A 12,817-nucleotide genomic window follows, 5' to 3' on the forward strand; every position below is an offset into this window, starting at 1 on the left:
GAAATCGCCGAGAAACGCATATCGAAGAATGCGTATCGCGCTGTACCGGCGGCGGGCCGGACCGCTACCGTCGCCCGGCTCCCCCGGCATGGACGAATGCCCCGGCCACCAGCGTGGCCAGGGCATTCCTACGGCGCCAGAAGGCGGTGGTTCAGCCGGTGGCCGGGGTCAGCGCCACCGGCAGGCTGCTGTAGCCGTGCAGGAAGTTGGAGTGGATCGGCCGGCCCGGTCCCGTCAACTCCGCGGCCGCCACGAATGAGCGCAGCGCGGTGAGCATCGCATGGATTTCCGCACGCCCCAGATAAGCGCCGAGACAGAAGTGCGGACCGTATCCGAACGACACATGCTTGTTGGGCGTGCGGCCCAGATCGAATACCTCGGGTGCGGTGAACACCTCCTCGTCGTAATTGGCCGAGGTGTTCCACAGGGTGGCGATGTCCCCCGCCCTGATCCGCTGACCGCCGACCTCGGTGTCCACCACCGCCCGTCGTCCGAAGTGCATGGCCGGGGTGACCCAGCGCAGCACCTCCTCCACGGCGCTGTCCACGGAGACCTCACCGTCGCGCAGCCGCCGCCACTGCGCCGGGTGCCCGATCAGCTCCCGCATCCCGCAGATCATCGACAGCCTGCTGGTCTCGTCACCGCCCAGGATCAGGCTGTAGCAGTTGAAGACGATCTCCTCCTCGGTGAGCGGTTCACCGTCGACCGCCGCCGTGGCCAGGACGCTGATCACGTCCCCGGTGGGCTCCTCGCGCCGCTCCTCGGCCAGTTCGGCGAAGTACAGCAGCAGTTCGTTGCGGGCCACCAGTGAGTCCTGGACGCTCTGCCCCGCCTCCTCCGCGCTCAGCGCCTGTTTGGTGAGGCTGAGCAGATAGCCCCGGTCGGACTCCGGGACCCCGAGCAGATCGGCGATGGTGGCCATCGGGATGTGCTCGGCCACGTCCTGGGCGAAGTCGCACGCGCCACGTTCGACGGCGGTGCGCACCAGCCGCTCGGTGCGCCGCCGCACACCCGCCACCACCCGCTCCAGCACCCGGGGCGCGAACGCCTTGAGCAGCAGGTTGCGGATCTCGCGGTGGCGGACCCCGTCGGTGACCGCGAGCATCTTGCCGCTCGCGGAGTCACCGCCCTGGAGCAGGGTGGTGAGGACGTTGCCCTGCTCCGAGGTGAAGGCGCGGTTGTCACGGTAGACCGCCATCACGTCCCGGTGGCGGGAGAGCACCCAGAAGCCGGGCATCAGCCCCTCGGTGGGATGCCAGTGGACCGGGCTCTCCTGCCGGAACCGGCGCCACATCGGCACCAGTTCACGGTCCAGGAAGGTCTGCGGATCGGTGAGGTCGACCTCGCCGGGAGCGGGGCCGGGGCCTGGGCCGGGGCCCGTGAGTTCCGGCCCGTCGAGGGTGGCGACGGCGTCGTGCGGCTGACCGGACATCCCGCGCCTACCCCTCGCGCCGGGTCATCGACACCAGCACCTTGCGGTCCCCGGTGAACGGACGGCGCCCATGCGTGGTGAGGATGTTGTCGATCATGATCAGATCACCGTCCTCCCACCGCTCGGCCAGGGTCGTGGCGGTGTACGCGTCCAGGATCACGGCCAGTTCCTCCGCGGTGATCGGCGTGCCGTCGCCCACATAGGCGTTGCGCGGCAGCCCGTCCTCGCCGCAGATCTCCAGCAGCCCCTCGCGGACCGCCTCCGGCAGCGCGTGGACATGGAACAGATGCGCCTGGTTGAACCACACCCGGCGCCCGGTGAGGGGGTGTTCCACCACCGCCGGACGGCGCTGCCGGGTGCGCAGCACCTCGCCGTCCCACTCCGCCTCGATGCCGTGCTCGGCGCAGTAGCGGTCCACCTGCGCCCGGTCGTCGGTCTGGAACCCCTCCTGCCAGGACAGCCCCATCCCGGTGCGGTAGGTGCGGGTGTAGAGCACCCCGTGCTCCTCGAACCGCGCCACCAGCTCCCCGGGCAGCCGGTCCAGCACCGCGCCGCTGTCCGCCACCGGTGTCTCCCCGCCGGTGGCCGCCGCCTTGGCGCAGTACAGGAAGAGGTTGTGCGGCCAGTTGTGGGAGTACGCGCTCTCGTTGTGCTGCGGAATGGACTGGTCGGCCGGGTACTCGGTCGAGGTGTAGACATTGCCCTTGACCCGGCTGCGCGGGGTGGAGCGCTCGTTGTACTCCAGCGTCCGGCCGCCGATCAGCTCGGCGAGCCCCGCGAGTTCGTCCTGTTCGCCCAGGCCCAGGTTCTTCACCATCACCGCGGCGTGGTCCAGCATCGCCGCCCGCAGCCCATCCAGGTTGGCGGCGATCCACCCCGGTCCGTCACCCCCGTGCCGCGGGGTGACCCGGACCAGTCGGGTGCCGTGGTGTTCCAGCAGGTCGACGTCGGCGTCCTCGAAATACTTCTCCGTCATTCCTTCTCCACCTCCAGGCTGAAGCCGTCGATGCTCACGTGGTCGACCGGATCGCCGGCCGCGTACTCGTAGGCGTTCAGGAACGGTCCGCCGGAGACCGGCTGGGTGAACCGTCCGAGCGCGTTGTTCAGCAGCCGGGTGTCCAGCACCGTGGCGTACTGCCCGCCCGCGTGCTCGGTCCCGCGCTGGTACCGGCCGAGCCAGCCGTAGTCGTAGTCACCCGGCAGGTTGTCCGGGACGTGGTCGGGGTCCACCGTGCCGTCGGCGGTGAGCGGTTCGCCGTACGGGCCGTAGCGGTACACCCCGCCCCGCTGGTGTCCGTCGTCCCCGGCGACGGCGAACACATCGCCGCGCACGGTCGGATAGCTCCAGCTCGTGCGGGCCCCGTCCACGGCACCCTTGCGCACCTGCACCACCCCGCCGGGCAGGGCCACCACCCGGGCCAGCACCCGCTGGTCGGCGCGGAGCACGAAGTCGATGTCCGGGTCGGTCAGCGAGGTGTGTCCGTAGAGCTGTCCGGTGTCACCGGCGCCGGTCGAGCTCCGCCGGACCAGATGGTCGGCGGTGTCCGACGCGTAGACCACCTCGGCCGGGTCCTTGCCCGTGAGCTTCGTCCCCAGGTAGCGCTCGGCCGCGTCGTGGCGCTGCGCCACCGTGGCGCCGCCCTGCCGGTAGCCGGTCATATGGCCGTTGGGCGCGTAGGTCACCCCGCTCACCGGGGTGTCGCCGGTGGTGGCGAGCAGCCGGTCGGCTGCGTCGTAGCAGTAGCCGGTCTCCGTGGTGCCGTCCGCCGTGCGGTCGGTCAGCCGCAGCCGGTTGCCGTTGTCCCCGGCGCCCTTCGCGGTGCCGTCGGGGCAGCCCGTGGGCGCGGTGGCGAAGTCGTAGCCGTAGTGATGTCCGGTCACCCAGGCATCCACCAGCCGGCCCGCCGCGTCGTAGCGGTAGTCGGGCCCGCCCTTCCGGCCGCCCCCGCCCGCGGTGGACTCATCGGTCACCACACCCGAGCGGGCGCGGCTCACCGTGCTCGGCAGCTCGCGGCCGTCGGCCATGGTCCAGTCCTTGGCGGTGATCCGGCCCGCGGCGTCCCGGCGCACCGCCAGCTCCGAGCCGTTGCCGTACGACACCTTCGCTATCCGGCCGCCCTCGTCCAGCGCGACCGTGGCCAGGGTCCGGCCGTCCAGCGCGACACCGGTCTCCCGGCCCGCGTCGTCGTACCGCACCGTCTTCACCTGCGCGCGGTCGCCGGGCGGGGTGGAGGTCTCGCGCACCATCCGTCCGGCCCGGTCGTAGCGGGTGTCGGTACGGACGCCCTGGACATCGGTGAGCCGCACGGTCCGCCCGAGCAGATCGACCGTGTACACCAGATCGCCCCCGGGCTCGGACGCCCTGGTGGTCAGCGGGTCCCCGCCGTACGCGGTGTCGTAGGTGATGGTGCGCGCCGGGGCGTCGTCATTGCCGGGCACGTGCATGGCCAGGATCTGGCCGCGCTTCCCGTAGTCCACACAGGCCCACTTCGGCCCGCCGAAGTTCACCGCGACCGGCAGCCCACGGGTGTTGTAGACGAACTTCTCGGCCCGCGGTCCGCCCTCGGCCGGTGCCGCCGAGGTGACGGCCTTCGGCAGCCCCGCCTGCGGCAGCGGATCGTCCCCGTCGGTGCACGGGTTGTCGGCCTTCTCGTCCGCGCCGTAGTACGTGTACGTCTGCCGCGCACCGCTGGGCATCACCTTGGCGGTGGGCCGGAACATCTCGTCGTAGGAGTAGCCGGTCCTGAGCTTCAGCCCCTTGGGGTCGGTGACGGTCGCCACCGGTATGCCCATCTCGTTGAGCTGGGTCTCCACCGTCCGGTCCGGCACTCCGTCGGAGCCCGCGGTGACGGTGGTCATGCCGGCGGCGCCGTACGTCGTGGTCTCCGACGGCACCTTCGCGCAGCCGTCCGGGGCCGGGGTCACCAGCCGCCCGTCGTCGGCGAAGCACTTCCGCGGGCCGGGGCCGAAGGTGCCGACGGGACGGCCCGCCTCGTCGTGCACCGTGGTGGTCAGCCGCCCGGCGGCGTCGAGCCGGGTGGCGGGGCCGCCGTCCGCGGTCCAGGTGGTGCGCACGGTACGGCCCGTGGCATCGGTGTCGGCGCTGACCAGGCCCGCGGGGTCGTACGCCACCGTGCGGACTCCTCGCAGCCCGGCCACCTCGATCCGGGTGGAGCCGGAGCCGTAGCGGTAGGTGCGCTCGGGGCGGTCGGATCCGCCGTCCGCGGAGCCGGTGGGCTCGGGGCCCTCCAGCCGTGTGGCCTGCCGGGCCGTATCGGCGTAGCCGAGGCGGTAGTTGGCGGTGGTGTGGTCGCGGCGGTCCGGATCGGCCGCGATCCAGTCCATCACCAGCGGGGTGCGGACATCGGTGAGCCGGTGGTCGGCGGTGTAGCCGAAGTCGGTGGTCTCCTCACCGGGGTTGACGATGCGGGCCAGCTTCCCGGCCGCGTAGCGGAGCTGGGTGGTGCCCACGCCCGGTACGGTGACGGCGCAGACGAAGCCTTGCGGGGCGTGGTCGTCGGCACAGGTCTCATCGCCCGCGTAGGCGAACGTCAGCCCCGCGTCCTCGGCCGCCTTCGCCGCCGTACGCCGGGCGGTGTCGCCAGTGCCCTTGGTCTTGCGCTTGCCCTTCGGTGCGGCGAGCGGCGCGGACCCTCCGGAGGCGGTGGCGCCCTGGCTCAGCGGGTCCGCAACACCGTTGACAGCCCCCGGCGCGCCCGCCGATGTCGTCGTACCCGCGCCCGGCGCGCCGGCGTCCGCGCCCAGCGGGAGCGCACCGTCCCCGGTGCCCTCCTTGAGCGCGCTTGCGCCCTGCGCACCCGTGGCGGCCGGGGTCACGCTCCAGCCGGGCGGCAGTACGGCGCCGTCGGGCGACAGCCACGACGAGGGCACCGGCAGAGCGCCCTTGCCGGACCGCTCGGCCCACAGGGCCACCTGGCCGCCCTTCGCGGGCCGTTGGTACTCCATCCGGACCCGGTAGGTGTGACCGGCCTTCAACTGGCGGACCGCCCCGAACCGCGGTGCCGGTCCGCCCTTCTCGCCCGTCCAGTCGTCCACGACCGGTCTGCCGTCCAGCCAGATCCGCACCCCGCCGTCGTAGACGCCGCCCAGGCGGTAGCCGCCCGAATCGGGCACGCGCAACTGCCCGGTCCAGCGCGCCCGGAACCGGTCGCCGGACGCGGCCTGCGGCCACGGCGCCCGGTCGCCGCCCCAGCCGAACGAGGGCTGGGTGTCGGTCCGCACGGCCGCCGGGTCCTCCTTGCCGCCGATACCGCTGCCGGAGGTGCCGGTGTAGTACCTGCCGGTGAGTCCCGTCTCGGCGGTGGCCAGCGAGTCATAGGTGAAGGTGGCGCCCAGCGGCCCAGCCGGGGTGGCGGCCTGCGGAGTGGCCACGGAGGCTGTGGCGTTGCCGTTGGCCAGGTTCACCGACACCGGGCCGAGGGTGTCGGCGGGCACCGGCCCGTCGGCCGCCTGTGCGCCGAGCCGCAGGTCCACCGCCAGGGAGCGAGCCGGGGCGTCGGCGGTCACCGTGTCACCCGCGCGGTCCCTGGCCCGTACCGTCCAGCGGTACCGCTCCCCGTCCTTGAGCAGGCCGTCCGGCACCGTCCAGCGCGGGGTCCGCAGCCAGCCGGAGGAGACGGTCTGCCCGGTGCGCGGGGAGTCACCGGTGCCGATCACGAACTCGTAGGCGGCGCCGCCGGAGACGCGTGCGGCGCTGAGCACCGGACGGCGGGCGGCCGTGGTCACCCCGTCGGCGGGCGCGGCGGGTTTCGGCGCCGCGGTGGCGCCCCGCCCATCCGACTTCCCGCCCGGAGCGCCGCTGTTGTCGAACGTCCCGGCGGGCCAGGCCGGCCGCACCGGGTCCCCGGCCTCCGCCGCCATCAGGGCCACGTCCGAGGGGGACCCGTGTGCGGCGCGGCCCAGCCAGTCCGGGGCCGCCGAGGCCAGGGTGCCGCTCGCGATCATCGCCACGGAAGCGGTCACGGACACCGCACATGCCGCCGCCACTCTGAGTGTTCTGGTGCGAGCCATGCTCAGTCACCACTCCAACCTGAAAAGCACCGCACGGGGCCGCACGGCGTCGAGAGGGGGGTCCGGCCGTGTCATAGGAGTCACCTCGGGCCCGCGACACCGCCTGGCGGCATGCTCCCAACCGCCTCCACGGCCCCAAAGCCCTTAACGAAACTTTCGATACGGGCCCGCGGACCGTCCCGGTGCGGAGAGTGTGCTCTTCCGGCTACGGTGAGTGTCGTGACCACCCGTATCCTGCTGGCCGATGACCAGGACACCGTCCGGATCGGCTTCCGGCTGATCATCGACTCACAACCGGACATGGAGGTCGTGGGGGAGGCCGGGGACGGTCTGGAGGCCGTCGAACTCGCCCGCAAACTACGGCCGGACGTGGTGCTCGCCGACATCCGGATGCCGCGGATGAACGGGCTCGAGGTCACCCGGCTGCTCACCGGCCCCGGGGTCGAGGACCCAATCAAGGTGATCGTGGTGACCACCTTCGACCTGGACGAGTACGTCCACACCGCGCTGCGCAACGGCGCCTGCGGCTTCCTCCTCAAGCGCTCAGGACCCACCCTGCTGGTGGAGGCGATCCGGGCGGCGATGGCCGGGGACGCCATGATCAGCCCTTCGGTGACGGTCCGTCTGCTGCGCCAGTTCCAGGAGCCGGAGAAGCCACGGGCCAAGCAGCCGCTCGAGGCGCTGACCGAACGCGAGGTGGAGATCGCGGGGCTGGTCGCCCAGGGGATGACCAACGCCGAGATCGCGGGCGAGCTGTTCATCTCGGCCGGCACGGTCAAGACCCATATCGCCAACGTCCAGCGGAAGTTGGACGTCCGGAACCGGGTCGGGATCGCCGCCTGGGTCTGGGACAGCGACCGCGTCGGCTGACCGCCCGCCGACTTAACCGTCGGTTGTGTTCGCTGCACCTTCCTGCCATCCACACCCTGTGGACAGACGGCGCCGGATCGGCTTCCCCTCGCAGGACCCCGGGATCACCCCCGCCAACGGACAAGGGCCCGGCCCCCGTTGTGCGGGGGACCCGGGCCCTAAGGCGTGCCAGGAGGAGTCAGGCGGCGCAGACGCCTTTCATGCTGTCGATAAGAGCCAGTACGGCACGGGCCGACGGCAGGATCATGCGCCCTTCGCGGGTGAGCTGGGCGCCGGTGGAATCGCGAGTGAAGAGCTTTGTACCGAGCATTTGTTCCAGGCACTTGATCTGATAGCTGATGGCGGGCTGTGAATAACCGAGGACCTTCGCCGCCTGATCCATACGGCCTATCTCCGCTATAGAGACGAAGGCGCGAAACTCCCGCTCGTGCATTTTGCCCCCTGTCCGATTCGGCTGCCTTCTGGGCTGCCGAGAACCGGTTCCACAGCACCGGTCATCCGATCTGTCCCACCCATATCAACGTAACTGATCTCGCATGGCAACAGCCGGTGCAGGAAGCTGCAATGCGGTGCGCCGCACTATGGGTAGGACCGCCCCGCGGTGCCTCGTCGGGGGAATTTTCGAGGCACCGCGGGAGTCTTTTCGGTGTTTCCGCGACACGTTCCGGAAGAGCGGAACGCACGGTTCGTCACCGCCGGAGTCTCACTCCTGGGTGACCGCCCTCAGCACATTCAGCCGGGCCCCTCGCCGGGCCGGTCCCAGCGAGGCCAGCATTCCGATCAGCGCGGCACCCGCCAGATAGACCGCCATCAGCGCCCAGGGAAGCGACAGACTGCTCACGCCCTGGGACTTCATCGAGCGGGCCACCGCCAGACCGAGTCCGGAGCCGACCAGTACGCCGAGCACCGCGCCGAAGAGCGAGATGACCACCGACTCCGTCATGATCATGCGGATGGTCTGCCCCCGGCCGAGCCCGATGGCGCGCAGCGCGCCCAGCTCCTTCGTCCGCTCCATCACCGACAGCGCCAGGGTGTTGACGATGCCCAGCACCGCGATGATCATCGCGACCGCGAGGAGCGCCTGCACCACGTTGAGCATCATGTCGAAGCCGTCGTTGAACTTCTGCGCGACCTGCTCCTTGGACTGCACCGTCACCTCGGGGCTGTCCCGCAGCGCCTTCTCCACCCGCGGCTGCACCGAGTCGGCCGAGGCACCCGGCGCCAGCTTGATGTACGCCTGCGACGGCTGGGCGTAGCGGAAGCCCTTCGTGGCGTCGGCCCAGGGCACCACCACACTGTTGGCCAGCGCCATCTCCGCGAAGGTGCCCGCCAGCCGGTAGCTGCGCCGCTCCCCGCGCTGGAGCTGGACGGTGACCTTGTCACCGACCTTCACCCCGCGGTCCTTCGCGGTGTTCTTGTTCATCAGCACCGAACCGGGGGCGAGTTCACCGATCGACCCGGTCTCGGCCCGCAGGCTCAGCAGCCCGCGCGCCGCCTTCCAGTCCTCCCACGAGGAGACGGTCTGGGTGGCGCCGCCGACCTTCGCGGTGTCGAACGAGGCGCCCGCCGCCGCGTCCACCCCGTCGATCCCGCGCACCGCGCGCAGCGCCGCCGGGTCGATGGAGGCAGACATACCCGCCCCGGTGTCGCCCATGGCGACCAGTTCGGCCTTCAGCTTGCCGGAGATCTCGTTGTTGACGCTGTCCTTCGCCGACGCGGCCACCGTACTGAGCGTGGTGACCAGCGCGACGCCGATCATCAGGGCCGAGGCGGTGATCGCGGTCCGCCGCGGATTACGGGCCGAGTTGCGCCGTCCGAGCTGGCCCGGGAGCGAACGGGAGAACATCCCGCCCAGCAGCCACACCGCGGGTCTGCTGATCAGCGGCGTGAGCAGCGCGACCCCGATGAAGGCCAGCAGCACCCCGGGCAGAACGGCGGAGACCGCCGCGTCGCCCGAGCCCATCAGCCCGGTGAGCAGCAGCCCCGCGCCCAGCACCAGCAGGATCGAACCGGTCCAGGTCTGCTTGCGGTGCCTGCGGTCCGGGGCCGCGGCGGCGCGGATCACCGCGATCGGCGGCACCTTCGCGGCGCGCAGCGCCGGGAACAGCGCGGCCAGCATCGTCACCCCGACGCCCACCACCAGCGATACGATCACCGCGCTCGCGGGCACCGCGAGATCGGCGACCTCCAGACCCGCCATGGTGTCCGCCAGCAGCGAGGCGCCCAGCGCCCCGAGGCCGACCCCGAGCCCGAGGCCGACGCCCGCCGCGACCAGCCCGATGAGCATCGACTCCAGCAGCACCGAGCCGATCATCTGGCGGCGGCTGGCGCCCAGCGCCCGCAGCAGCGCCAGCTCCCGCATCCGCTGGGCGATGATGATGGAGAAGGTGTTGATGATCAGGAAGACGCCCACCAGCACGGCCACGGCGGCGAAACCCAGCAGCACCTGGGTGACCAGGTCCAGGACGTCCCGCGAGCGGTCGGCCGACTCCTTCGACAGCTCCTCACCGGTGCGCACCTCGAAACCGGCGCCCAGTTCCTTCTTCAGCGCGCTCTGCACGGAGGCGGCGCCGGCGCCGGAGTCGAGGGTCACGGTGACGGCCGAGTACTCACCGCTCCCGCCCAGCATCAGCTTCTGCGCCACCGGTTCGGTGAACGCGACCGTCTGCTCACCGCCGATGGAGTCCCGGTCACCGGAGTACCCGAAGACACCCGCGACGGTGAACGTCCGCTTCGGCTCCCCGGTCAGCACCGCGATGGTGTCGCCGACCGCGAAGTGGCCCTTCTCGGCGAGCCCCGCGTTGATCGCCACCTCGCCCGGCTTCACGGGGGCGTGCCCCTCGCGCAGCTTCAGCAGCGAGGTCTCCCCGGTCCAGCTCCTGCCGTACCGGGGGCCGCCGGTGGACGGGACCACCTTGCCGTCCGCGCCGAGCGCCCGCGCGCCCTCGACCCGTACCTCCCCGGCGGCCTTGCCGACCCCGGAGACGTCCGCGACCTCGCGCACCGTCGCCCGGTCCAGCCCCACCGGCGCACTGGCCGCGTCGCCGACCCCGGCGTCGACCCGCGGTTTCGCGGCGACCTGGAGATCGATGTCGTCGTACGCGCCCGCGAACTGGGCGTCGAACGAACGGCCCAGGGTGTCCTGGAGGACGAAGGCGCCGGAGACGAAGGTGACGCCCAGCACCACCGCGAGCCCCGACAGCAGCAGTCTGAGCTTGCGCGAGAGCACGCTCTTGAGAGTCGCCTTGAACATCAGGCCACCTTCTCCAGCGTGTCGATCTTCTTCATCATGTCGAGCACGGTCTCGGCGGTCGGTTCGGTGATCTCGCCGACGACCTGGCCGTCGGCGAAGAAGACCACCCGGTCCGCGTAGGAGGCGGCGTTGGGGTCATGGGTGACCATCACGATCGTCTGGCCCAGCGCCCGCACCGAGTCCCGCAGGAAACGCAGCACCTCGGCCCCGGCCCGTGAGTCCAGATTGCCGGTCGGCTCATCCGCGAAGATCACCTCGGGCTGGGACACCAGCGCCCGCGCGCACGCCACCCGCTGCTGTTGGCCACCGGACAGCTCCGACGGCAGATGCCCCAGCCGTTCGCTGAGCCCCACCGTGTCGATCACCCGTTGGAGCCACTCCGGCGACGGCTTCCGTTTCGCGATGGCGAGCGGCAGCAGGATGTTCTCCTCCGCGGTCAGCATCGGCAGCAAATTGAATTGCTGGAAAATAAATCCGATGCGCTCTCTGCGAAGGCGGGTCAACTCCTTGTCGCTCATTCCGTTGACCTTCATGTCGGCGATGTACACATCGCCTTCGGTCACCGAGTCGAGACCGGCGATGCAGTGCATCAAGGTCGACTTGCCGGAACCCGAGGGTCCCATGATCGCGGTGAATTGACCCCGGCGCAGTTCCACATCCACCCCTCGCAGGGCGGCGACTTGCGCATCGCCCGTGCCATAGGTCTTGTGGACGTTCACCGCTCGGGCGGCCAGTTCCGTATCCGTCGAAATCGTCGCGCTCACGCGGCTCACTCTCCCTGTGCCGGGCGGTGCTTACGCTGTCGAGCCGAGACTAGGACGGGCCCGGGGGCGGCCACCTCTGCCGAATGGCAGAGATCGGGGCGGAGTTGACGCCAGGGGTGCGCTTCGAAGTCTTTGCATCACACCTGTGCGGACCGGAGGCCGGACCTAGGGTCCGGGGAGCAGGAGCGCCGACCGGACAGCGCCTACCGGACAGTCGAGGGGGACGGCATGGCCGCCACACGGACACTCTCCAAATACTGGATGCTCACCAACGAGTTCACCCAGAATCCCTATCCGGTACTGGAACACGTCCGTGAGGAACGCCCGGTCTGCGAGATCGCCCTCCCCGACGGCGGCCGCGCCTGGGTGGTGACCCGCTACGACGACGCGCGGGCCGCGCTCGCCGACCCCCGCCTCAGCCGCGACATCCACGTTCACTACCAGTTGATGTCCCGCCGCTCAGGGCGCACCCTCACCCCTCCCCCCGAGGAGGCCAACCACCTGGCCAACCTCGAACCGCCGCGCCACACCCCGCTGCGCAAGGCCATCAGCTTCGCCTTCACCCCGCGCCGCGCCGAGGCGCTGCGACCGCGGATCGTGGAGATCGCGGACCAACTCCTCGACCGGCTGGCCGCCCGTGCCCGCCCCGACCTGATCGCGGGCTACGCCGACCCGCTGCCCGTCATCGTCATCGCCGAGCTGATGGGCGTCCCCGCCGACGCCTGGCCGGACTTCCTGCGCTGGTCCCAGGCGCTGCGGACGTTCTCCCCGACCGACACCTCGGGGGTCCTGGACCGCAACATCCAGGACCTGTCGGCGTATATGTCCTCGCTCATCGCGGCGAAGGAGCGGGAACCGGGCGAGGACCTGCTGTCCTCCCTCATCCACGCCGACGCCGAGCGGCGGCTGACCCCCACCGAGATCCTCTCCACCGGCTTCGCCCTGATGACCGGCGGCAACGACACCACAGCGAGTCTTGTCGGCGGGGTCATCGCCGCCCTGCTCACCCACCCCGGGGAACGGGAGCGGCTGCTCGCCGAACCGGGCCGCTGGGGCGCCGCGATGGACGAACTGATCCGCTACGTCAGCCCGATCAGCAACGCCCTCCAGCGCGTGACCACGGGCCCCGTGGAACTCGGCGGCGTCACCATCCCGGCCGGCGAGGTCGTCATCATCTCGGTGATGTCCACCAACCGCGACCGCGGCCAGTTCCCCGACCACCCCGACGACCTCGACCTGGACCGCGCCAAACCGGCCCATCTGAGCTTCGGCTTCGGCATCCACTACTGCTCCGGGGCCCATCTGGCGAAGATCATCACCGAGATCGGCGCCCGACGGCTCTTCGAGCGCTTCCCCGAGGTGCGGCTGGCGGTCGAGCCGTCCGCACTGCGCTACCAGCAGAACGTGGTGGTGCGCCCGCTGGAGGCGCTGCCGGTCACCTGGTGAACCGGGTGACCGGCAGCGGTT

General features: G+C 71.1%; 8 protein-coding genes. 2 read left to right on the plus strand and 6 right to left on the minus strand.

Features of this window, described 5'->3' with window-relative positions; genetic code table 11:
• Window positions 1-151 precede the first annotated feature (151 nt).
• Genes NMK44_RS07355 through NMK44_RS07365 form a run of 3 tightly spaced genes read right to left on the minus strand, consistent with a single transcriptional unit; the run spans window position 152 to window position 6,415 of the window.
• Entirely contained in the window at window positions 152-1,432 is a 1,281-nt protein-coding gene (locus NMK44_RS07355; protein ID WP_254739618.1) for a cytochrome P450, read from the minus strand.
• A 7-nt stretch (window positions 1,433-1,439) separates the two neighbouring features.
• Complete coding sequence (locus tag NMK44_RS07360; protein ID WP_254739620.1) at window positions 1,440-2,408, minus strand: TauD/TfdA family dioxygenase; 969 nt, start codon at window positions 2,406-2,408, stop codon at window positions 1,440-1,442.
• Window positions 2,405-6,415, minus strand: coding sequence for a PA14 domain-containing protein (locus NMK44_RS07365; protein ID WP_254739622.1), 4,011 nt, complete (start codon window positions 6,413-6,415; stop codon window positions 2,405-2,407). Before NMK44_RS07365 ends, NMK44_RS07360 begins: the two co-directional genes overlap by 4 nt.
• 267 nt (window positions 6,416-6,682) lie before the next feature.
• On the opposite strand from NMK44_RS07365, the gene NMK44_RS07370 reads away from it, so the two are divergent.
• Window positions 6,683-7,333: a response regulator gene (locus NMK44_RS07370; protein ID WP_254739624.1), complete on the plus strand. Its 651-nt coding sequence runs from the start codon at window positions 6,683-6,685 to the stop codon at window positions 7,331-7,333.
• Window positions 7,334-7,511: 178 nt separating this feature from the next.
• Here NMK44_RS07370 and NMK44_RS07375 read toward each other — a convergent pair whose 3' ends face one another.
• The 3 genes from NMK44_RS07375 to NMK44_RS07385 form a co-directional block, all read right to left on the minus strand.
• Window positions 7,512-7,766: a LysR family transcriptional regulator gene (locus NMK44_RS07375; RefSeq protein WP_176182264.1), complete on the minus strand. Its 255-nt coding sequence runs from the start codon at window positions 7,764-7,766 to the stop codon at window positions 7,512-7,514.
• Window positions 7,767-8,036: 270 nt separating this feature from the next.
• Window positions 8,037-10,586, minus strand: a complete 2,550-nt coding sequence (locus NMK44_RS07380; RefSeq protein WP_254739626.1) for an ABC transporter permease — start codon at window positions 10,584-10,586, stop codon at window positions 8,037-8,039.
• Complete coding sequence (locus tag NMK44_RS07385; protein ID WP_254739628.1) at window positions 10,586-11,350, minus strand: ABC transporter ATP-binding protein; 765 nt, start codon at window positions 11,348-11,350, stop codon at window positions 10,586-10,588. Before NMK44_RS07385 ends, NMK44_RS07380 begins: the two co-directional genes overlap by 1 nt.
• A gap of 228 nt (window positions 11,351-11,578) precedes the next feature.
• Here NMK44_RS07385 and NMK44_RS07390 point away from each other — a divergent pair, with 228 nt between their 5' ends.
• Window positions 11,579-12,796, plus strand: coding sequence for a cytochrome P450 family protein (locus NMK44_RS07390; protein ID WP_254739630.1), 1,218 nt, complete (start codon window positions 11,579-11,581; stop codon window positions 12,794-12,796).
• The last annotated feature ends 21 nt before the right edge of the window (window positions 12,797-12,817 follow it).

Source organism: Streptomyces cucumeris, from assembly GCF_024295805.1.
Classification (GTDB): Bacteria; Actinomycetota; Actinomycetes; order Streptomycetales; family Streptomycetaceae; genus Streptomyces; species Streptomyces cucumeris.

Excerpts from the sequence above, each read along its gene's own strand:
- NMK44_RS07355 (WP_254739618.1), bottom strand. The coding sequence starts at position 1,432 with ATGTCCGGTCAGCCGCACGACGCCGTCGCCACCCTCGACGGGCCGGAA.
- NMK44_RS07360 (WP_254739620.1), bottom strand. The coding sequence starts at position 2,408 with ATGACGGAGAAGTATTTCGAGGACGCCGACGTCGACCTGCTGGAACAC.
- NMK44_RS07375 (WP_176182264.1), bottom strand. The coding sequence starts at position 7,766 with ATGCACGAGCGGGAGTTTCGCGCCTTCGTCTCTATAGCGGAGATAGGC.
- NMK44_RS07380 (WP_254739626.1), bottom strand. The coding sequence starts at position 10,586 with ATGTTCAAGGCGACTCTCAAGAGCGTGCTCTCGCGCAAGCTCAGACTG.
- NMK44_RS07390 (WP_254739630.1), top strand. The coding sequence starts at position 11,579 with ATGGCCGCCACACGGACACTCTCCAAATACTGGATGCTCACCAACGAG.